Annotated in this window: 18 protein-coding genes; 2 read left to right on the top strand and 16 right to left on the bottom strand. The window is 58.0% G+C overall.

The features are described from left to right. From ACR0M3_RS17185 to rplJ, 10 genes are all read right to left on the bottom strand, one after another. A partial coding sequence (locus tag ACR0M3_RS17185; protein ID WP_480911841.1) for a GTP-binding protein occupies window positions 1-457 on the bottom strand: 457 nt, incomplete at its 3' end. A 60-nt stretch (window positions 458-517) separates the two neighbouring features. Then, entirely contained in the window at window positions 518-2,635 is a 2,118-nt protein-coding gene (gene fusA / locus ACR0M3_RS17180) for an elongation factor G (RefSeq protein ID WP_480484702.1), read from the bottom strand. 18 nt (window positions 2,636-2,653) lie between these two features. Further along, complete coding sequence (gene rpsG, locus ACR0M3_RS17175) at window positions 2,654-3,124, bottom strand: 30S ribosomal protein S7 (protein WP_039529242.1); 471 nt, start codon at window positions 3,122-3,124, stop codon at window positions 2,654-2,656. A gap of 15 nt (window positions 3,125-3,139) precedes the next feature. Further along, window positions 3,140-3,511 (bottom strand): 30S ribosomal protein S12, encoded by a 372-nt coding sequence (gene rpsL / locus ACR0M3_RS17170; protein WP_005621086.1) that lies wholly within the window; start codon window positions 3,509-3,511, stop codon window positions 3,140-3,142. A gap of 422 nt (window positions 3,512-3,933) precedes the next feature. Further along, window positions 3,934-4,803 (bottom strand): DMT family transporter, encoded by an 870-nt coding sequence (locus ACR0M3_RS17165; RefSeq protein WP_480484704.1) that lies wholly within the window; start codon window positions 4,801-4,803, stop codon window positions 3,934-3,936. Between the two features lie 138 nt (window positions 4,804-4,941). Continuing rightward, window positions 4,942-5,721 (bottom strand): SdiA-regulated/phytase-like domain-containing protein, encoded by a 780-nt coding sequence (locus tag ACR0M3_RS17160; protein WP_209598267.1) that lies wholly within the window; start codon window positions 5,719-5,721, stop codon window positions 4,942-4,944. A 211-nt stretch (window positions 5,722-5,932) separates the two neighbouring features. Next, a complete protein-coding gene (gene rpoC / locus ACR0M3_RS17155; RefSeq protein ID WP_480488900.1) occupies window positions 5,933-10,174 on the bottom strand; it encodes a DNA-directed RNA polymerase subunit beta' in 4,242 nt (1,413 codons plus the stop codon). A 106-nt stretch (window positions 10,175-10,280) separates the two neighbouring features. Next, window positions 10,281-14,417: a DNA-directed RNA polymerase subunit beta gene (gene rpoB / locus ACR0M3_RS17150; RefSeq protein ID WP_267365333.1), complete on the bottom strand. Its 4,137-nt coding sequence runs from the start codon at window positions 14,415-14,417 to the stop codon at window positions 10,281-10,283. 250 nt (window positions 14,418-14,667) lie between these two features. Beyond that, the gene (rplL, locus tag ACR0M3_RS17145; protein WP_209507787.1) at window positions 14,668-15,045 is read right to left on the bottom strand and encodes a 50S ribosomal protein L7/L12; all 378 of its coding nucleotides are present in this window, start codon (window positions 15,043-15,045) and stop codon (window positions 14,668-14,670) included. 79 nt (window positions 15,046-15,124) lie between these two features. Continuing rightward, entirely contained in the window at window positions 15,125-15,643 is a 519-nt protein-coding gene (rplJ, locus tag ACR0M3_RS17140; RefSeq protein ID WP_209507785.1) for a 50S ribosomal protein L10, read from the bottom strand. A 447-nt stretch (window positions 15,644-16,090) separates the two neighbouring features. On the opposite strand from rplJ, the gene ACR0M3_RS17135 reads away from it, so the two are divergent. Continuing rightward, entirely contained in the window at window positions 16,091-16,861 is a 771-nt protein-coding gene (locus ACR0M3_RS17135) for a class II glutamine amidotransferase (RefSeq protein ID WP_480911839.1), read from the top strand. Between the two features lie 55 nt (window positions 16,862-16,916). Here ACR0M3_RS17135 and rplA read toward each other — a convergent pair whose 3' ends face one another. Further along, window positions 16,917-17,615 (bottom strand): 50S ribosomal protein L1, encoded by a 699-nt coding sequence (gene rplA, locus ACR0M3_RS17130; protein ID WP_480484697.1) that lies wholly within the window; start codon window positions 17,613-17,615, stop codon window positions 16,917-16,919. Window position 17,616: 1 nt separating this feature from the next. Next, entirely contained in the window at window positions 17,617-18,066 is a 450-nt protein-coding gene (gene rplK / locus ACR0M3_RS17125) for a 50S ribosomal protein L11 (protein WP_010440985.1), read from the bottom strand. A 446-nt stretch (window positions 18,067-18,512) separates the two neighbouring features. Between rplK and ACR0M3_RS17120 the strand changes: the two genes are divergently transcribed. After that, window positions 18,513-19,724, top strand: coding sequence for a peptidoglycan-binding domain-containing protein (locus ACR0M3_RS17120; protein ID WP_480774320.1), 1,212 nt, complete (start codon window positions 18,513-18,515; stop codon window positions 19,722-19,724). A 281-nt stretch (window positions 19,725-20,005) separates the two neighbouring features. Here ACR0M3_RS17120 and ACR0M3_RS17115 read toward each other — a convergent pair whose 3' ends face one another. The 4 genes from ACR0M3_RS17115 to ccoS all read right to left on the bottom strand — a co-directional run bounded on the left by ACR0M3_RS17115 (window position 20,006) and on the right by ccoS (window position 22,456). Next, window positions 20,006-21,115 carry a sugar-transfer associated ATP-grasp domain-containing protein gene (locus tag ACR0M3_RS17115; RefSeq protein ID WP_480560548.1) on the bottom strand — a complete coding sequence of 370 codons (1,110 nt, stop codon included), beginning with the start codon at window positions 21,113-21,115 and terminating at the stop codon, window positions 20,006-20,008. 156 nt (window positions 21,116-21,271) lie between these two features. Further along, complete coding sequence (nusG, locus tag ACR0M3_RS17110) at window positions 21,272-21,805, bottom strand: transcription termination/antitermination protein NusG (protein WP_209507773.1); 534 nt, start codon at window positions 21,803-21,805, stop codon at window positions 21,272-21,274. 195 nt (window positions 21,806-22,000) lie between these two features. Next, complete coding sequence (gene secE / locus ACR0M3_RS17105; RefSeq protein ID WP_170427365.1) at window positions 22,001-22,198, bottom strand: preprotein translocase subunit SecE; 198 nt, start codon at window positions 22,196-22,198, stop codon at window positions 22,001-22,003. A 99-nt stretch (window positions 22,199-22,297) separates the two neighbouring features. Then, complete coding sequence (ccoS, locus tag ACR0M3_RS17100) at window positions 22,298-22,456, bottom strand: cbb3-type cytochrome oxidase assembly protein CcoS (protein WP_209507770.1); 159 nt, start codon at window positions 22,454-22,456, stop codon at window positions 22,298-22,300. Window positions 22,457-22,461 lie beyond the last annotated feature (5 nt).

The following is a 22,461-nucleotide window of genomic DNA, read 5'->3' as shown; positions in this document are numbered from 1 at the left end:
GCAGCTCGCGGATTTCCATTTCCACCAGTTCCAGCAGCTCTTCGTCGTCAACCTGGTCAACTTTGTTCATGAACACGACCATCTTCGGGATGCCAACCTGGCGGCCCAGCAGGATGTGCTCGCGGGTCTGCGGCATCGGGCCGTCTGCAGCGTTCACAACCAGGATCGCGCCGTCCATCTGAGCGGCACCGGTGATCATGTTCTTGACATAGTCGGCGTGGCCGGGGCAGTCGACATGCGCATAGTGGCGCGCGTCGGTCTCGTATTCCACGTGCGCGGTCGAGATGGTGATGCCGCGGGCTTTCTCTTCCGGCGCGCCGTCAATCTGGTCATACGCCTTGAAGTCACCAAAATACTTGGTGATTGCTGCGGTCAGCGTCGTCTTGCCGTGGTCAACATGCCCAATCGTGCCGATGTTGACGTGCGGTTTTGTACGCTCAAACTTTTCCTTTGCCATGATGGCCTCCTTTTTCTGTAATGAAGGGAGCCCCGGAACGGCGCTCCCTCAAATCGTCGCTTATGCGTATTTCGCCTGGATCTCGTCCGAGATGTTCTGCGGAACCGGATCGTAGTGGTCGAACTGCATGGTGAACTGGGCGCGGCCCGACGACATCGAACGCAGGGTGTTGATGTAGCCGAACATGTTCGCCAGCGGAACAAACGCATCGATCGCGATCGCGTTGCCGCGCGGTTCCTGACCAGACACCTGGCCCCGACGCGAGGTCAGGTCGCCGATGATACCGCCGGTGTATTCTTCCGGGGTGATCACTTCGACCTTCATGATCGGTTCCAGCAGCTTCGCGCCAGCTTTGCGCATGCCTTCACGCATACACATACGGGCCGCGATTTCGAACGCCAGAACGCTCGAGTCAACGTCGTGGAACTTACCGTCCAGCAGGGCAACCTTGAAGTCGATCACCGGGAAGCCAGCCAGAGGGCCGCTGTCCATGACCGAGTTGATGCCTTTTTCAACACCGGGGATGTATTCCTTCGGAACGGCGCCACCAACGATGCGGCTTTCGAACGAGTAACCTTCGCCTGCCTCGGTGGGCTGGATCTCCAGCTTGACTTCGGCGAACTGACCCGAACCACCCGACTGTTTCTTGTGGGTGTAGGTGTGTTCGACCGGCATCGAGATGGTTTCACGATAAGCCACCTGAGGCGCACCGATGTTGGCTTCGACCTTGAACTCGCGCTTGAGACGGTCCACCAGGATGTCCAGGTGAAGTTCGCCCATGCCCTTCATGATGGTCTGACCCGATTCCAGGTCGGTTTCCACGCGGAAGGACGGGTCTTCGGCGGCCAGACGGGCCAGACCCTGAGACATCTTTTCCTGGTCGCCCTTGGTTTTGGGCTCGACCGCGATCTCGATCACCGGATCGGGGAAGGTCATGGTTTCCAGAACCACCGGATCCTTCGCATCGCACAGAGTGTCACCGGTGGTGGTGTCTTTCAGACCCGCCAGCGCGATGATGTCGCCTGCAAACGCTTCTTCGATCTCTTCCCGGTTGTTGGAGTGCATCATCATCATACGACCGATGCGCTCTTTCTTGCCTTTGGTCGAGTTCAGGATCGAGTCGCCCTTGTTCATGGTGCCCGAGTAAACGCGGGTGAAGGTCAGCGAACCAACGAAGGGGTCGTTCATGATTTTGAACGCCAGACCCGAGAAGGCCATGTCGTCATCGGCACGACGTGCGATGTTACGAACTTCTTCCTCGTCGCCGGGTTTGAAGCCCATGTAATCAACAACGTCCAGCGGGCTGGGCAGATAGTCGATCACAGCGTTGAGCAGCGGCTGAACGCCTTTGTTCTTGAACGCCGAGCCTCCCAGAACGGGTACGAAATGCAGCGCCAGCGTGCCTTTGCGCAGCAGTTTGCGCAGGGTCGGAACGTCGGGCTCTTCGCCTTCCAGATAGGCCATCATCGCGTCGTCGTCTTCTTCGACGGCCGCTTCGATCATCTTGCCGCGCCATTCGTCAGCCATGTCTTTCAGGCTGTCGCGGATCGGAGCTTTGACCCAGCTTGCACCAAGGTCTTCGCCCTGCCACAGCCACTCTTCCATGGTGACCAGATCAACCAGGCCTTCCAGCTCGGTTTCGGCACCGATCGGAATACCAACCGGAACAGCGCGTGCGCCGGTACGGTCTTCGATCATGCGAACGCAGTTGAAGAAGTCTGCGCCGATCTTGTCCATCTTGTTGACGAAAACCATACGCGGAACCTTGTAGCGGTCAGCCTGACGCCACACAGTTTCGGTCTGGGGTTCAACACCGGCGTTTGCGTCGAGAACGCAGACGGCACCGTCGAGAACCGCCAGCGAGCGTTCGACTTCGATGGTGAAGTCAACGTGGCCGGGGGTGTCGATGATGTTCAGGCGGTGCTTGGGGGTATCGGCGGTCTGACCGTCTTCGGTGCGTTCCCAGAAGGTGGTGGTCGCAGCCGAAGTGATGGTGATGCCGCGTTCCTGCTCCTGCTCCATCCAGTCCATGGTGGCTGCACCATCGTGCACCTCACCGATGTTGTGGGATTTACCAGTGTAATACAGGATACGCTCCGAGCAGGTGGTCTTACCTGCGTCGATGTGCGCCATGATACCGAAGTTACGGTATAGTTCGAGCGGATATTCGCGTGCCATTTGGATAAGCCTCTGGGATTACCAACGGTAATGGCTGAAGGCTTTGTTCGCCTCGGCCATCTTGTGGGTGTCTTCGCGCTTCTTCACGGCGGTACCGCGGGACTGTACAGCGTCCAGCAGTTCACCGGCGAGGCGTTCTTCCATGGTGTTTTCATTGCGGCCGCGCGCAGCGGTGATCAGCCAGCGGATGGCCAGTGCTTCGCGGCGCTCGGGGCGGACTTCGACCGGAACCTGATAGGTTGCACCACCAACCCGGCGCGAGCGAACCTCGACCGACGGTTTGATGTTGTCGAGTGCTTCGTGGAACACTTCGACGGGCGCGCGCTTGATCTTGTTCTCAACGCGGTCAAAGGCGTTGTAGACGATGCGCTCGGCGACCGACTTCTTGCCGTCGATCATCAGGTTGTTCATGAATTTGGTCAGAACCTTATCGCCAAACTTGGCGTCAGGCAGGACTTCGCGTTTTTCGGCGGCGTGACGACGTGACATATCAGCCTCTCCTTCTTACTTGGGACGCTTCGCGCCGTATTTCGAACGGCGTTGCTTACGGTCTTTGACGCCCTGAGTATCCAGAACACCGCGCAGGATGTGGTAACGCACACCGGGAAGGTCTTTCACACGGCCGCCACGGATCAGAACAACCGAGTGTTCCTGAAGGTTGTGGCTTTCACCGGGGATGTACGAGATGACCTCGAACCCGTTGGTCAGGCGCACCTTGGCAACCTTACGCATAGCCGAGTTCGGTTTCTTCGGTGTGGTGGTGTAAACACGTGTGCAGACGCCGCGTTTCTGCGGGCACTGCTCCAGGTGCATGGACTTCGAGCGTTTTACTTTGGGCTGCCGCGGTTTGCGGATCAGCTGTTGAATAGTTGGCATTCCGGTTTCTTCCCCGTTTTGCAACACATGACATGCACGCAGCTGGCGTGCGGCTAACTTCGCTGCGCTTATGCGTCCACAAGCGCAAAACCCACGAGCGTTCCCATTCCGAGGTGAACGTCGCGGTTGTTTCTCAGAGGGCGCGAACTGCAAAATTGTTCGGGCCTTGACCAGCTCATTACTGGAATCGGCTATGGGGCGGCCCCCGTCACCGAGATGACGCGCGTAATAGGGGGAGTCGGCCCGAGTGTCAACAGCACGATACCGGTTGCCCGGCAATAGGCTGATCCGGGCCGTGCCGAAGTGGGTGCGCGGGCTTTACCGGGTTCATATAACCGCGCTGCACCGGAAGTGCCAAGCCTGCAACCGGAGGCTGGGTTTCACCTTCGGATAACCAGTGGTCAGAGCCTTGTCACGCAGGTTCACGCCGCTTCCCGACGCGCGCGTTCCCGGAACAGCGTAAACAATCCGGCGGCCACGATAAGTGTCGCACCCAGCATGGTCAGACCGTCAGGCCATTCATCGAATACGGCCCAACCCAACCCCAGGGCCCAGATCAGGCTGGAATAGCGAAACGGCGCGATGAACCCGACATCGCCCTGACGCATGACCATGACGCTGAACAGATAGCCCATCAGGACGAACACGGCCGCCGCCGCAACCAGAGAACCCGCAGCGCCGGAAACCGGAACCCATCCTTCAAACACCGATGCAATGGCTGCGGCCACCGTGATTGAGAGAGAGGTCGCCAACGTCACCACCATTGACGGAACCTGGGGCGACATGCGTCGTGTCACCAGATCGCGAACCGTGATCGAAGCCACTGCGATCAGCGCGTAGATGGAATACAGGCTGAAGCCGTCAGGACCGGGCCTGACGATCAGAACCATGCCGCCAAAACCAATGGCAATCGCCAATATGCGCCGCCAGCCGACCTGTTCGGAAAAGACCAGTGCCGCGCCCAGCGTCACGGTCAGAGGCAGCGCCTGCAGAATGGCCGTCACATTGGCAAGCGGCATGTTCTTGAGCGCTGTTAGAAAAAAGAAGGTAGCCGACAGTTCGGCCAGACTGCGCAGCGCAACCAGCAACCGGTCGTGGTTTGAGAAATTGAGGTGCAGCGCCCCCAGATAGCGGGCAAGACCGTAGACAAGGAAAACGGCCAGAACGCCCCGCATGGCCACCAGTTGGAACAATGGCAGATCCCGAAGCGCGACCTTGACCAAAGTGTCGTTCAGGGTGAAGGCCGCCATGCTGCCCATCATCAGCAAGGCACCTTTGGTGTTTGGGTTCATGTCAGATTTGGCCCTGCGCAGAGTGATCGGGCCATTGGCCCAATCGGACAGCCGCCTGTCAACGCATCAAATCAGATCAGCGCAAGAATTGCGTTCCGACGCGTGCAGAGCGTGTCGAAACCACTTTCTGAGCCCCTATCAGAGACCAGAGACCCGACCACCTCCGATCCCTTCCACAGCCACCCCGGCGCTGAGCGTGTGCGTTGCGATCAACCCGCCGGACATGTCCAGAACGCCAAGCTGGTTGCCGTTCTGAAGGGCGACATAAAGCTCGCGGCGTTTGGAATTGATGCCAAGGCCAAAGCGTTCGATCTGCACCGCTGCGCCGACCGATGGATTGGTCGCCCGGATTGTCCTTAGGACCGTGCCGTTCAAATCCACCTCGGCGATCAGGCGATTGCGGATGAACAGCACATAAAGCGTGCCGGTCGTTTCATCAAAGGCCAGCCCGCCAATCGGCCCCTGTGGCTGGCTGAGGGTTATGTTGCGCACAAATTGCCCGTCGCGGGTCAGTTCCGCGATCATCACCCCGTTCGGATGGTCGAGGAACAAATGCCCGTCGCTTCCCCGAATGGCCAACCCGCATTCCTTGATGGGAAACTCGTCAGGTGTGATGCCACCGCATCCGGCCGGAACCCGCTGTGCCGCAAAGGTACGCAGGACACGGCCATTTCGGTCCAACTCCTGTAGTTGGGTGCCGGGAAGATTGCGCAGGAAGATCCGCCGTCGCGGCTCATCATAAGCCAACCCGACGATCGATCCGGAGATCGGGATCAGGCGCGTCGTGCCGTTCGGGATCACGATCTCACGCGATGGCTGGCCCGGTGGCATCCCCACATAGGCATAGTCCGTGCAGGCGGCCATCAGGCCCAGACCAAAAACCGAAAATACGCGCGACAGCTTTGTGACAGCTCTCATCATCCACCCCCATCACCTGTGTGAATTCAAGGCGGATGGTAGCACAGTTTAGGCTAAATCAGAAAAACCCTGCTGTTATTGCAGGTCTCATGCGGCGAGCGCGATATTCCAGTAGCCTGGAACCCCACTAAGCGTGGCGCGCGTTTCAGCCCTGCAAAAACGAAAGGCCCCGCGAAATCGCGGGGCCTTTCTTAACTTGTCAATCGGGCGATTACTCGCGGCTTTCGGGTGTTTCCACCAGAACGTCCAGCTCATCCCCGACCAGATCATCATCCATGATCGGCGCAGCCAGGGCAGCGGCCGCTTCGGCCTCTTCCCGGCGGGCTTCGATCACCACATTGTCGCGCGACTGCGCGATGTGGCGGACGGCCTGCGTGGCCCCACCGGTACCGGCGGGGATCAGGCGACCAACGATGACGTTCTCTTTCAGGCCGACCAGCTTGTCCTTTTTGCCCTGCACGGACGCTTCGGTCAGTACGCGGGTGGTTTCCTGGAACGACGCCGCCGAGATGAACGAACGCGTCTGCAACGAGGCCTTGGTGATCCCCAGAAGGATCGGCTCGCCCTGTGCCGGACGACCACCGCGGGCGATGGTCTTTTCGTTGGCTGCGTCGAACTCCTGCTTGTCGACATGTTCGCCTTTCAGCAGGGTGGTGTCGCCTGAATCCAGGATCTCCCACTTCTGCAGCATCTGGCGCACGATGACTTCGATGTGCTTGTCGTTGATCTTCACGCCTTGCAGACGATACACGTCCTGCACTTCGTCGATCATGTAGTTCGCCAGCGCCTCGACACCCATGATGGACAGGATGTCATGCGGGGCCGGGTTACCGTCCATGATGTAGTCGCCCTTCTGAACGAAGTCGCCTTCGACAACAGGGATGTGCTTGCCCTTGGGTACCATGTACTCGATGGGTTCCAGCGACTCGTCAGCCGGTTCGATGCTGATGCGGCGCTTGTTCTTGTAGTCGCGGCCAAAGCGCACGTAACCATCAGCTTCTGCGATGATCGCGTGATCTTTCGGACGGCGGGCTTCGAACAGTTCGGCCACACGCGGCAGACCACCGGTGATGTCCTTGGTCTTGGCACCTTCACGCGGAATACGCGCAACAACGTCACCGGCTTCGATCTTCTGGCCATCTTCGACCGACAGGATCGCATCCACCGACATCGGATAGTGAACCGGGTTGCCCGCATCGTTGCGGACCGGTTCGCCATCGTCACCGACCAGAATGATCTCGGGCTTGAGGTCGCTGCCACGGGGGGCGGCGCGCCAGTCGATCACGATCTTCTGGGTCATGCCGGTTGCTTCGTCGGTCTCGTCACGGACGGCAAGGCCCGAAACCAGATCGACGTATTTGGTGGTACCGGCTTTCTCGGCGATGATCGGCAGGGTGTAGGGATCCCATTCGAACAGCTTGTCGCCGCGGGCCACCTTGGTGCCTTCCTTGACGAACAGCTTGGAGCCGTAGCCCAGCTTGTGGCTGGCGCGCTCTTCGCCGTGATCGTCCTTGATCACCAGCTTCATGTTGCGGCCCATGACAAGGCTTTCGCCTGCGGCATTGACCAGGATCTGCGGGTTCTCGAAGGATACGACGCCAGCCTGGCTGGCTTCCTGGAACGACTGCTGACCACCTTGCGCAACACCACCGATGTGGAAGGTCCGCATCGTCAGCTGTGTACCGGGTTCACCGATGGACTGGGCGGCGATGATGCCGACAGCCTCACCCGTGTTCACCATGGTACCGCGAGCAAGGTCACGACCGTAGCAGGTGGCACAGACGCCTTCCTCAGACTCGCAGGTCAGAGGTGAGCGGATGCGGGTCGACTGAACGCCCGCTTCGTCGATGGTGTCTGCCATACGTTCGTCGATCAGCTGACCAGCCGCAACAAGCACCTCATCCGTACCCGGACGCAGGATATCGTCAGCCGCCACACGGCCCAGGATACGCTCGGCCAGCGAGGCGACAACCTCACCGTCGTTGACTGCGGCTTCGGCCGTGATTGCGCGTTCGGTGCCACAATCGATCTCACGAACGATGCAGTCCTGCGCCACGTCCACCAGACGACGGGTCAGGTAACCCGAGTTCGCCGTCTTCAGAGCGGTATCCGACAGACCCTTACGGGCACCGTGGGTCGAGTTGAAGTATTCAAGAACGGTCAGACCTTCCTTGAAGTTCGAGATGATCGGCGTCTCGATGATGTCACCGTTCGGCTTGGCCATCAGGCCGCGCATACCGCCCAGCTGTTTCATCTGAGTGACCGAGCCCCGCGCACCGGAGTGGGCCATCATGTAGACCGAGTTCGGTTCCATGTCAGACCCGTCTTCGGCCTTGGCGACGTTCGAGATGGTGCTCATCATCGCCTCGGTCACACGGTCGTTACACTTCGACCAGGCATCGACAACCTTGTTGTACTTTTCGCCCTGAGTGATCAGGCCGTCCATGTACTGCTGTTCGAAGTCTTTCACCTGATCGCGGGTGTCATCAACGATGCCCCATTTGTCGTCTGGAATGACCATGTCGTCCTTGCCGAACGAGATGCCCGCCCTGAACGCTTCTTTGAAGCCCATCGACATGATCTGGTCACAGAAGATAACCGACTCTTTCTGACCGCAGTAGCGGTAGACGGTGTCGATAACCTGCTGCACTTCTTTCTTCCGCAGCAGGCGGTTGACCAGATCGAACGGTGCCTTGTTGTTCATCGGCAGCAGGGCACCCAGACGCAGACGGCCCGGAGTGGTTTCATAGCGCTTCTGAACTTCGTTGCCTTCTTCGTCGATCTGCGTGATCCGCGCGGTGATTTTGGTGTGCAAATGCACCTCACCCGCATCCAGCGCGTGCTGAACTTCGTCGATCGAACCAAAGACCTTGCCTTCGCCCGGCATGCCCGCACGTTCCAGCGACACATAGTACAGACCCAGGATCATGTCCTGCGACGGAACGATGATCGGCGCGCCGTTTGCAGGCGACAGAACGTTGTTCGTCGACATCATCAGAACACGGGCTTCCAGCTGTGCCTCAAGGCTCAGCGGGACGTGAACGGCCATCTGGTCGCCGTCGAAGTCGGCGTTGAAGGCCGAACAGACCAGCGGGTGCAGCTGGATCGCTTTGCCTTCGATCAGGACCGGTTCGAACGCCTGAATGCCAAGACGGTGCAGCGTCGGCGCACGGTTCAGCATGACAGGGTGTTCACGGATCACCTCGTCGAGGATATCCCAAACTTCGGGACGCTCTTTCTCGACCAGTTTCTTCGCCTGTTTCACGGTCGAAGACAGACCTTTGGCTTCAAGGCGCGAGTAGATGAACGGCTTGAACAGCTCCAGCGCCATCTTCTTGGGCAGACCACACTGGTGCAGCTTAAGCTCCGGACCGGTCACGATGACCGAACGGCCCGAGAAGTCGACGCGTTTCCCCAGAAGGTTCTGACGGAAGCGACCCTGCTTGCCTTTCAGCATGTCCGACAGCGATTTCAGCGGACGCTTGTTGGCGCCGGTGATCACCCGGCCACGACGGCCGTTGTCAAACAGAGCATCCACGGATTCCTGCAACATCCGCTTTTCGTTGCGGACGATGATGTCAGGCGCGCGCAATTCGATCAGACGCTTCAGACGGTTGTTCCGGTTGATCACGCGGCGATAGAGATCGTTCAGATCCGACGTCGCGAAACGGCCACCATCCAGCGGAACCAGCGGACGCAGTTCCGGCGGGATGACCGGGATCACGGTCATGACCATCCATTCAGGCCGGTTGCCCGACTCGAGGAAGGATTCAACAACCTTCAGACGCTTGATGATCTTCTTGGGCTTCAACTCGCCTGTGGCTTCGGCCAGATCAGCGCGCAGCTGTTCGGCTTCGGCTTCCAGATCGATCTGGGCCAGCATCTCACGGATGGCTTCGGCACCGATATTGGCGGTGAACGCGTCCATGCCAAAGGCATCCTGCGCATCCATATACTCTTCTTCGGTCAGCATCTGGCCGTAGGTCAGGTCGGTCAGACCGGGCTCGATGACGACATAGTTTTCAAAGTACAGAACGCGTTCCAGATCGCGCAGCGTCATGTCCAGCATCAGACCGATGCGGGACGGCAGCGATTTCAGGAACCAGATATGTGCAACGGGCGCGGCCAGTTCGATGTGGCCCATACGCTCGCGGCGGACTTTCTGCAGGGTGACTTCCACACCGCATTTCTCGCAGACAACGCCGCGATACTTCATCCGCTTATATTTGCCGCACAGACATTCGTAATCTTTGATCGGGCCAAAGATACGCGCGCAGAACAGACCGTCACGTTCGGGCTTGAACGTCCGGTAGTTGATGGTTTCGGGTTTCTTGATCTCGCCATAGGACCAAGACAGAATCCGTTCGGGCGACGCCAGCGAGACTTTGATTTCGTCAAAGACCTTCGGGGGCGTCAGCGGGTTGAACGGGTTGTTGGTGATTTCCTGGTTCATCTCTTTACCTCAGAGTTAGAGGGTGCGGGGGTCACGCAGTGCCGGGCTGAAGCCCGGCCTACGCCGGATCAGATGGTAGGCCGGGCTTCAGCCCGGCATCCCTTCGTCACTCATCGACCTCCGCATCCAGGAGTTCCATATTCAGGCCGAGGCCGCGGACTTCTTTCACCAGAACGTTGAACGATTCCGGTACGCCCGCTTCAAAGTTATCCTCGCCCTTGACGATCGACTCATAGACCTTGGTCCGGCCGGCGACGTCATCCGATTTCACGGTGAGCATCTCCTGCAGAGTGTAGGCGGCGCCGTAAGCTTCCAGAGCCCAGACTTCCATCTCACCAAAGCGCTGACCACCGAACTGCGCCTTACCACCCAGCGGCTGCTGGGTAACCAGGCTGTAGGGCCCGGTCGAACGCGCGTGGATCTTGTCGTCCACCAGGTGGTGCAGTTTCAGCAGGTACTTGATGCCCACGGTCACCGGACGTGCAAATTGCTCACCCGTACGACCGTCGAACAGAACCGACTGACCGCTTTCCGAGAAGCCCGCACGCACCAGTGCGTCGTTGACGTCAGCCTCTTTGGCACCGTCAAAGACCGGGGTTGCGATCGGAACACCGCGGGTCACGTTGCCCGCTGCCTCAATCAGCGTTTCCTCGTCCATGCCAGTGATGCCTTCTTCGTAGACATCTTCGCCATAGGCCAGCTTCATCGCCTCGCGCACCGGGGTCAGGTCGCCGGAACGGCGGTATTCACCCAGAGCTTCATCGATGTTCAGACCCAGACCGCGCGCGGCCCAACCCATGTGGGTTTCAAGGATCTGACCGACGTTCATACGCGAAGGCACACCCAGCGGGTTCAGACAGAAGTCGACCGGGGTCCCATCGGCCAGGAACGGCATGTCTTCCATCGGAACAACCTTGGAGATCACACCTTTGTTCCCGTGACGACCGGCCATCTTGTCGCCCGGCTGCAGCTTGCGCTTCACGGCGATGAAGACTTTGACCATCTTCATCACACCCGGCGGCAGGTCGTCGCCACGGCGGACTTTCTCGACCTTATCCTCGAAACGGGCATCCAGAGCGCGCTTTTGCACTTCGTATTGCTCGTTCAGGGCCTCGACGATCTGTGCGTCCTGCTCGTCTTCCAGCGCCAGCTGCCACCATTGACCACGGGTCAGGGTGTCCAGCAGATCCTCGGTGATCACCGACCCTGCCTTGACACCTTTCGGGCCTTTGACAGCGGTTTTACCCAGGATCAGACCTTGCAGACGCGCATAGATGTTGCGGTCAAGGATCGCCAGCTCGTCGTCCCGGTCACGGGCCAGACGTTCGACTTCCTCACGCTCGATCTGCAGCGCACGCTCGTCTTTCTCGACACCGTGACGGTTGAAGACGCGAACCTCGACGACCGTACCGTAATCGCCCGGCTTCACGCGCAACGAGGTGTCGCGCACATCAGATGCTTTTTCACCAAAGATGGCGCGCAGCAGCTTTTCTTCCGGGGTCATCGGGCTTTCGCCCTTCGGAGTGATCTTGCCGACCAGAATATCGCCCGGCTCAACATCCGCGCCGATGTAAACGATGCCCGCCTCGTCGAGGTTGCGCAGCGCTTCTTCACCGACGTTGGGGATGTCGCGGGTGATCTCTTCCGGGCCCAGCTTGGTGTCACGGGCGGCGACTTCGAATTCCTCGATATGGACCGAGGTAAAGACGTCGTCACGCGCGATACGTTCCGAGATCAGGATCGAGTCTTCGTAGTTGTAACCGTTCCACGGCATGAACGCGACGACCACGTTCTTACCCAAGGCCAGTTCACCCATATCGGTCGACGGACCGTCGGCAATGACCTCGCCCTTCTGGACGGTGTCACCCACCTTGATCAGCGGACGCTGGTTGATGCAGGTGTTCTGGTTCGAGCGCTGGAACTTACGCAGACGATAGATGTCAACGCCAGCGTCACCCAGTTCCAGATCCTCGGTGGCACGGATAACGATACGCTGGGCATCGACCTGGTCGATGATGCCGGCGCGTTTCGCCTGAATCGCAGCGCCTGAGTCGATTGCGACCTTCTCCTCGATCCCGGTACCGACCAGCGGTGCCTCGGCCCGCAGCAGCGGAACCGCCTGACGTTGCATGTTCGAGCCCATCAGAGCGCGGTTGGCGTCGTCATTTTCAAGGAACGGAATCAGCGAAGCCGCGACCGAAACCAGCTGTTTCGGCGACACGTCGATCAGGTCCACATTCTCGCGCGGGGCAAGGGTGTAGTCGCCTGCCTGACGGGTCGAAACCAGATCGTTGATGAACTTGCCGTTCTTGTCCAGCGTCGCGTTCGCCTGCGCCACGGTGTGACGCATTTCCTCGGTCGCGGACATGTAGTGAACCTCATCGGTCACCTCGGCGTCCTTGACGACGCGGTAAGGTGTTTCGATGAAGCCATACTTGTTCACGCGGGCGAAGGTGGCCAGCGAGTTGATCAGACCGATGTTCGGGCCTTCCGGCGTTTCAATCGGGCACATCCGGCCATAGTGGGTCGGGTGCACGTCGCGCACTTCAAAGCCCGCACGCTCACGCGTCAGACCACCGGGGCCAAGCGCCGAAAGACGGCGTTTGTGGGTGACTTCCGACAGCGGGTTGGTCTGGTCCATGAACTGCGACAGCTGCGACGAGCCGAAGAATTCACGCACAGCAGCAGCAGCCGGTTTCGCGTTGATCAGGTCCTGCGGCATGACGGTGTCGATCTCGACCGACGACATACGCTCTTTGATCGCGCGCTCCATGCGCAGCAGACCGACGCGGTACTGGTTTTCCATCAGTTCACCGACCGAACGCACACGACGGTTGCCGAGGTGGTCGATATCGTCCACGTCGCCTTTGCCGTCGCGCAGTTCGACCAGAGCCTTGACGCAGGCCACGATGTCTTCGCGGCGCAGGGTACGCAGGGTATCCGGCGCGTCCAGTGCCAGGCGCATGTTCATCTTCACGCGGCCAACGGCGGACAGGTCATACCGCTCGCTGTCGAAGAACAGGGTGTCGAACAGGGCCGACGCCGCTTCGACGGTGGGCGGTTCACCCGGACGCATGACGCGGTAGATATCCATGAGCGCGCTTTCGCGGTTCATGTTCTTGTCCTGCGCCATGGTGTTGCGCATGTAGGGTCCGACATTGACGTTATCGATGTCGAGAACCGGAATATCGGTGATGCCCGCGTCGATCAGTTCCTTCGCGGTACCGCCGATCAGGTCGCCATCCTTGTCATATTCCAGCGTCAGTTCGTCACCGGCTTCGACATAGATCGCGCCGTTTTCTTCGTTGATGATGTCCTTGGCGACAAACTTGCCAACGATGTGATCGAACGGAACCAGCAGTTCTGTGACGGTGCCCTCGTCGATCAGCTTCTTGACCGCGCGCGGGGTGACTTTTTTGCCTGCCTCGGCAATCACCTCACCTGATTTCGCGTCGATCAGGTCATACGTCGGACGGGTGCCGCGAACACGCTCGGGGAAGAACGGCGTGACCCAGCCCTTCTTCTTGTCCAGCTTGTAGGACACGGTTTTGTAATACGCGTCCATGATCGCTTCCTGATCCAGACCCAGCGCATAAAGCAGGGTTGTCACAGGCAGTTTGCGGCGGCGGTCGATACGGGCGAACACGATATCCTTGGCATCAAACTCGAAGTCCAGCCAGCTGCCGCGATACGGGATGATGCGGCAGGCAAACAGCAGCTTGCCCGAGGAATGGGTTTTACCCTTGTCGTGGTCAAAGAACACACCGGGCGAGCGGTGCATCTGGGAGACGATCACACGCTCGGTGCCGTTGACGACAAAGGTGCCGTTCGGGGTCATCAGGGGCATGTCGCCCATGAAGACATCCTGTTCCTTGATGTCTTTTACCGATTTCGCGCCGGTGTCCTCATCAACATCGAACACGATCAGGCGCAGGGTAACCTTCAGCGGTGCGCTGTAGGTCATGTCGCGCTGCATGCACTCTTCGACGTCGTATTTGGGTTTCTCCAGATCGTATTTCACGAACTCCAAAACAGAGGTTTCGTTGAAATCCTTGATCGGGAAAACCGATTGGAACACGCCTTTGATGCCTTCGCCGTCTGTGGGCTGTTCTGCATCGCCGGAGCGCAGGAAAAGATCATAAGAAGATTTCTGTACCTCAATGAGGTTCGGCATCTCCAGTACTTCGCGGATTTTGCCGTAATATTTACGAAGACGTTTCTGGCCAAGGAACGTTTGAGCCATGTCAGATGTCACCTTTCGATGTTCTCAGCGGGCAAAGACACCGTCGGGCCCCGGCATCTTGCACAATCGAGACAACACGTCCGGATCAATTCGTGGCCACCGTCCCGAAGGCGGCCTCCCGATCCGAAAACCGTGTCTTAGAAAACGCCCCAGTCCGTGAGGCCCTTTCTAAGACAGGTTCGGCTGGACCCGGATTTCTCCGGATCCAGCCAAAATTTTCGGCGCATCAGCGATGCGCCTGAGACCAGGCTTAGGCCAGCTCGACTTCGGCGCCAGCTGCTTCCAGCTTGGCTTTGACGTCTTCGGCTTCGTCTTTCGACACGCCTTCTTTGATCTTGCCGCCGGCTTCGACCAGTTCCTTGGCTTCTTTCAGGCCCAGACCGGTGATGCCGCGAACTTCTTTGATCACGTTGATTTTCGAAGCGCCGGCGTTCTTCAGAACGACGTCGAATTCGGTTTTTTCTTCCTCAGCTGCGCCACCGGCGTCGCCACCAGCTGCTGCGACCATTACGGCGCCGCCAGCTGCGGGCTCGATGCCGTATTCGTCTTTGAGGATGGTTTTCAGTTCTTGTGCTTCCAGCAGGGTCAGACCCACGATGCTTTCTGCGAGTGCTTTCAGATCAGCCATTTTATCAGCTCTTTCCGTTTACAATGTGTGTTCCAACGTCAGGGTAGGTACCCTACGCAGATCATTCAGTGCCAACCGCTTACGCAGCTTCCGCCTTCTCTTCGATGGTGGAAAGGATGCTTGCGATATTGCTTGCAGGTGCGCCAATCGCGCCGGCGATGTTCGAAGCAGGTGCGCCAATGCAGCCCACGATCGAAGCAATAAGCTCCTCGCGAGACGGCATTTTCGAAACGGCTTCAACGCCTTTGCGGTCCAGAGCGTTCTCGCCCATTGCACCGCCGAGGATTTCAAATTTCTTGTTATCCTTGGCGAAGTCCTCGGCCACCTTGGCAGCTGCCACGGGGTCCTCGGAATAGGTCAGAACGGTCATCCCTGTCAGCAGGTCGGCCATGCTTGCACACGGCTTACCCTCGAGGGCGATTTTGGCGAGCCTGTTCTTGGCAACACGCACGGAGCCACCCGCGTCACGGGCACGTGCGCGAAGGTCCTGCATCTCGGCAACTGTCAGACCGGCGTAGTGGGCAACCACTACGACGCCAGAGCTTTCGAAGATTTGGCCGAGTTCCTCGACCACTTTCTCTTTCTGGGCTCTATCCACAGTTCTCTCCAAGTTAGGGGTGAGTTCTCACCCCGGCTCATATTTGCCGCGGCTTGCGCCCCGGCGTTCAGGTCCGTTGTTACGGGATTGGCCAAAACTCGCCCGAGGGTGGGACCCTCAGAATTCTTTGGTCTTACCCGTCTCAGGCAGGGAATTAAGGGGCCATATGGCACCACCCACCGTCTTGGACGAAACAAAATAAAGCGCACGACGAATCGCACGCTTTATTCCGCAGGTCTACTTAGGACAGATGGCCGGGGTTTCCAAGAGGTAAATTGGGATTAATCAGACGCAACAAGGGATGACCAGAACCACAAGATAAAGTGCGGTGACGAGCAATTGATTTGGTCGAATTTCAGGGCTGACGGCAAAATAGTTCGTGACATTGTTCCAAGTTCAAGACTATAACCCGACAATTTTTCTCAGAAACAAGAAGAATCAGAACAAATGTGCAGAATTGCCGCCTATTGCGGACCAAGTATACCGCTTGAAAACATCGTCATCCGGCCCCAGCATTCCTTGCTGGAGCAAAGCCAGCACGCGGCCGAAGCTAAACTTGCCGTCAATGGCGATGGCTTCGGTATGGCCTGGTACGCAGACCAGGATCGCCCCGGCCTGTACAGGGATGTCCTGCCCGCGTGGTCGGATGGTAACCTGGTCGATCTTTGCAGGATGATAAAATCCTCGCTGTTTCTGGCCCATGTCCGCGCTTCGACGTTCGGCGAAGTGTCGCGCGCAAACTGCCACCCTTTCACGTTTGGCAAATGGTCCTTCATGCATAATGGCCAGATTGGCGAGTTCGGGCGTTTGCGAAGACGGCTTGAATCCTCACTGCCGGACGAACTTTATGCAGCGCGGCGCGGGTCGACGGATTCAGAGCTTCTGTTTCTTCTCCTGCTGGCGAACGGGCTGGATGATGCGCCGCAGGACGCTGTTGTCGCAACTCTGCGTCAGATCGATGCGCTTGACGGTCATCGGACGCAACCGGATCGCATGGCCGTCGCCTTTTCAGATGGGCAGTGCCTGTATGCGTTTCGGTATTCCAGCGACCAGCGCAGCCCGTCCCTGTATTTCGGGGAAGGGCTGGACCACGGCGGCAGGGTCATCGCGTCCGAGCCTCTGGACAAGGGCACAGGAAAATGGGTGCCCATTGAAGACCGGAGCTTCTTCACCCTGACCGGCGATACAGCCAATCACACAGCGTTGCAGTTCAGCTAAAAAAATGGGCGGTCCGAAGGGACCGCCCGCAACATTGCTTAGGCGTAGGTCAGGCTTATTCGCCCGAAGCTTCTGCCACATCAACGGTCACACCAGGGCCCATGGTCGAGCTCAGCGCGATTTTCTTCATGTAGGTGCCCTTGGCGCCCGACGGCTTGGCCCGTGCAACAGCCGAGACGAAAGCGCGAATGTTTTCAACCAGCTTGGCTTCGTCAAACGACGCTTTGCCAACGCCTGCGTGCACAACGCCGCCTTTTTCCGCCTTGAACTGAACTTCACCGCCTTTGGCTGCTTCCACGGCTGCTTTCACGTCCATGGTCACAGTGCCAACCTTGGGGTTCGGCATCAGGTTACGGGGGCCCAGAACCTTACCCAGACGACCGACGATCGGCATCATGTCCGGGGTTGCAATGCAGCGATCGAATTCGATGGAGCCGCCCTGAATGGTTTCCATCAGGTCTTCTGCACCAACGATATCCGCGCCTGCTTCTTTCGCTTCGTCAGCCTTCGCGCCACGTGCGAAGACAGCAACGCGCATGTCTTTGCCTGTGCCGTTCGGCAGGCCGACAACGCCGCGCACCATCTGGTCTGCGTGACGGGTGTCAACGCCCAGGTTCATCGCGATTTCGATGGTCTCGTCGAATTTCGACGTTGCATTGGCTTTGACCAGGGCAACAGCTTCGTCCACCGACAGGTTTTCCTTGCCAGCGACGGCTTCGCGCGCAGCGCGGGTACGTTTACCGAGTTTTGCCATCTTACTTCACCTCGATGCCCATGGAGCGGGCCGAGCCCAGGATGATCTGCATTGCGCCTTCGACGTCGTTGGCGTTCAGATCTTTCATTTTGGCTTCGGCGATTTCACGAACCTGCTTGGAGGTCACGGTTGCCACGGTCTCGCGACCTGGGTTTTCCGCGCCGCGGGGGCGGTTACGCTTACCGACCGGCTTAAGACCAGCAGCTTTTTTCAGGTAGTAAGACGCGGGCGGCGTCTTGATGTCCATGGTGAAGGACTTGTCCTGATAGTAGGTGATCACGGTCGGGCACGGCGCGCCGGGCTCCATATCTGCGGTCTTGGCGTTGAACGCCTTGCAGAATTCCATGATGTTGATGCCGCGCTGACCCAGCGCCGGACCAACTGGCGGCGACGGGTTCGCCTGACCTGCAGGAACCTGCAGTTTCATTGTACCAGCAAGCTTCTTGGCCATTTGGTTTTCCTTTCAACTAGGGTGAAACGCGTCTCACCCGGATTTTGTTGCGTGGTCCGGCCTGGGATCGCGACCCCGGTAACCTCCCACGAGAGAATCTCGCCCGAAGACGATGGGGCGGCGTTTACAGGGGATCATGGGGGTTGGCAAGTGGCCTGCCTTTCAATTCGGGATCACCGAATCGAGTTCCAAGTCGATGAACACCGGCGTTGACGCGCCAGGGCGGGAAAGTGCTGATCATTCCGGTCAAAGCCAGGAAAAACCAGTCGGCCTGAAACACTAGGTATCGCGCCATATTAAGGGTTTAATTTGCTTGAAAAAACCGGAGCTAACCCGGCACCCGATTGAAAGACTGCTGTAGCTTCGTTCCTTGCGCCGCATAAATAACCGCGCCATGCTGCGGCTGTGCTATACTTGGTCAGAACAAATTTGTTCGGAGGTTCGTCATGATTATTCGTTTATTCACTATGCTAATCGCCGCGCTGTCTTTTGCGGTGTCCGTCCCCCAGACCGCGCGGGCCGATGCGGGCGACTTCATCGGCGGTGCTGTCGTTGGCGGGGTCGTCGGATACGCGATCGGCAAAGACCAGCAAAAGAAAAAGTCCCGGTCTTCGAGCCAGACCTACCGGTCGGGCATTCCATCGACCTCGCAAGGGGCGCAGACACAGACCGCGCTCAACTATTTCGGCTATAACGCCGGGCGTGTCGATGGGCAGGTCGGGCATGGAACCCGGTCGGCGATCGAACGCTACCAGGTGTCCATGGGCTATCCTGTGAATGGCTATGACTTCCAGCCCTATCAGTATGACTTTCTGATGCAGGCCTATTACTGGGCGACAAGCGGTGGGCAGGCGGCAACCCAGCTTTCGGGTCAACCGCTCTTGATGGCCTATCGCCAACAGGTGCAAACCGGCTCTGCCTTGGCGGCGGCACCTCAGACCCAAGCACCGGCCATCCCGGTTATCACGCCTCAACAGGCCGAACCCGCAACAAGCGCCACTGAAACCACGACAGCCAGCCTGCCGAGCCTGTTTTCCGGCGGAACCGGAGGCCCGTCGCTGGCCAATCGGTGCAGCGGGGTCATGCTGCAAACGTCGACCAATGGCGGCTATACGACCCTGTCTAACATGTCCGATCCTGACTTTGCGCTCAGCGAGCAGTTCTGCCTTGCCCGCAGTTATGCGATGGCACAGGGCGAAGAGCTGATGCAGGGCATTCAGGGTCTTACACCCGATCAGGTCGCAGACCAGTGCGCCGCCTTTGGCGACATGTTGGCACCGCAAGTTGATGCGCTGTCTATCAACTCGAAATCAGAGGCTGAAACCCAGGTGCGCAAGCTTGCCTTGGATTCGGGTCTTAGCCCTGCTGATCTTGCCGCAACCAGCAAGGTCTGCCTTGCGATGGGATATCGTCAGGACAACATGGATACCGCAGTTGGGTCTGCGCTGATGCTGGTTGCCATGGGTGAACCCGCATACGGAGAACTGGTCGGTCACCATCTGCGCGAAGGCTTTGGTGTTCAGGCGCGCCGCGATCTTGCGATGCAATGGTATGATGCAAGCCTTTCGGCGCTGGATGCCGGGTCGCAGGCGGTCTTCCTGCCGTCCCAGACCGACCGCCCGCAGCTTTTGCGCGCAGCCATGGTTCAGTCGCAGTAAGCCCAAACGCGAAACGGCGTCGGGACTCCGCGTCTTAAACTAAACCGCCGCGGTGCCAAATGCACCGCGGTGTTACGCTTCCAAAATCAAAAAAGAACCCGGCCTACAAAAGGCACTGCGTTCTGGTCAGCAAAAGCTTGCTGGGCGTTCTTTGGGGCGAACTATTACTGGCTGTACGCCCCTCTGGCTTATCACAATGACCTGACACAAGAATACGAGCCCTGAAATCACGTGCGAGTGGAACTTATCCGACAACGTTGAAGGCCGCATTCGCCAATATTCTAGAATTTCACATTGTGTTTGCTAAAGAACTCTTTCATTTTTTCGTCGAGAAACCCTTTACCAGTCGCAATTTGCACAAGTTCAAAAGCGCAGCCATTGTTCACTTCAACCACAACCGGGCCATTCTCTGTAAGAGCGATATCCGTTGATCCAAAGTGATTTTCTGCGTGCAACAAAGCGATTTCTTGGTTCAGCTTTTTCAGTTCAGCCCAGAATGGCAGTTTTTCACCAATAAGAGTGCGGTCGCATTCCGGCAGAGAGCTAAGTTCAACTCGGCGACCGTCTTCAACTGAGGCTATGGCCTTAACCTCGCCGGTTTCCGGGTTCAGGTTGCAAAGAAGGTTGCCGGGCCGCCAGAAGTTGTCCGCAACATTCCCCGCAAGGGGCAGCTTTAGCATTGTAAACGGAACGGAAAGTTGATTGTCGTCGATAATGTTCAAACTGCGCACGGTCGCAATAGCGTCGGTAATACCGTCAAAAAAACCATGTGGTTTCAGACAGTCCTGAAAGATGTAGGGGATTTCACCAAGTGTCGAATTTGCGAAGTCCTCGTAGGTTTGAGGTTCCTGCCCGTCCAGAATGACATGCGTATCAGTGTGCCCCGAAATGCGCATGGCACCTGCGCTCCACATCCCGACGATAGGTTTCGCGAAAACCGAGCATGACCCGTGGGTCGAAAAGAAGGACTTCAAGTCTTCGGCGTTTGTCAGTTTTGGCGTTCCACCGAACTGGCGCGCGCTGCGATCAAAGACAGCCAAAGTTTTCGGCACGGGCAGCCTGTTGTGTTCGAGGAAACACGCAGACAACCATTTGTCTTCGGTGAGGGCCTGCCATTGACTGTTGTTGCAAGCATTTACAAGCGGCCAGTGGACATGAGATGAAACGAACTCCTCACGCTCAATATCAGACCAACGCTCCCGATCATAAAGCTCGTAAAGAAAGTACTCGTAAAACCTCAGCTTTCCGCGTTTCTTGCGAAGCTTGAAAAAGTCAAAGGCCAGCGAAAATGGACTTCTCCCGGTCCGTCGAGCAACTTCGACAAGAAGACTGGAAACATTGGGTGCTTCTTTGCTTTTGACGGCCAACACATCTTGCGCAAAAGCTGTCATTTTCTAGTAATCCCTCAATTGTCGCCGTTCTGGAAATAATCAACAAATTGTGTCGATACTTTGGCGCAGGTAGATCGTTGTGCTTTCTGCGGCACAGATACGAAAACGCCGCTATGCTTTCACATCGCGGCGTTTCGAATTTCTCTGGAAGCGCGCTTAGCTCTGCTTCGTGACCTGAGTAAAGTCCAGCTCAACTGGGGTTTCGCGGCCAAAGATCGAGACCGATACTTTCAGCTTCTGCGCTTCGTCGTCCACGCCTTCGACCATGCCGTCGAAATCCTCGAACGGGCCGTCGTTGACCTTGACCTTCTCGCCGATCTCGAAGGTGATCATCAACTTGGGCGCTTCTTCGCCTTCCTGAACGCGGTTGAGGATCTGGTTCACCTCGGCGTCGCGCATCGGCATCGGGCGGCCCTGCGGACCCAGAAAACCGGTGACGCGGTTGATCGAGTTGATCAGGTGATAGCCCTGATCCGACATTTCCATATGCACCAGCACGTAACCCGGCATAAAGCGGCGTTCGGTGGTGACCTTCTTGCCCCGGCGCACTTCGATCACCTCTTCGGTGGGCACCAGAACTTCGTCGATATCGTTCTCAAGGCCCTGTTCAGCCACCGACGTGCGGATCTGCTCTGCGATCTTCTTTTCGAAATTCGAAAGAACGCTGACCGAGTACCACCGTTTCGCCATGAACCTGTCGTCCTTGTTTGTCTTCGGGGCATCACATATTGCGGACACACCCGTCATTTAAATCCTGTCACGTCATCCGGAATAAAAAGCGGCGCGTGACCCGAATCGCCACACGCCCATTCCGAATATGCGTCACCTACTCTGACATCGCGCGAGGTGCAAGGGGCAGTCGTATTTGCCCCCGCCTGAACCGGCTTAGCCGAAAGCGCCCAGAATCAGCTGAAGGCCGCCCCGGATACCCAGATCGACCAAAGCAAAAAACACAGCTGTCAGCGCCGCCATGATGAAGACCATGACCGTGGTCAACAGCACTTCGCGCCGGGTCGGCCAGACGACCTTGGAAACTTCGGCACGGACTTGCTGAATGAACTGGATCGGGTTGGTGGTGGCCATTTGGCGTGTTCTCTCTGCTTGCGGATGGGCCGGACATAGCCGGGCATTGCGGCAATTTCAAGGGCGCTTGGATGAACTCTGCGCGTATCGGGCGATTGGTCAGGGTTTGGGTTTGTCGTCCCACTCGTCACTCAGGATGCGGCGCGCATCGCCATCGGGGTCTTCGTACTGATTGGAACGAACGGTATAGATAAAGGCGACCAGACCAACGCCCCCCAGAAACAGGGAAATCGGGATCAGATAGGCAAGCACTTCCATCAGGG

Source organism: Ruegeria sp. O5, assembly GCF_056535105.1.
Note: the sequence above shows the minus strand (reverse complement) of the source record. Positions and strands in the feature narration are given on the sequence as shown.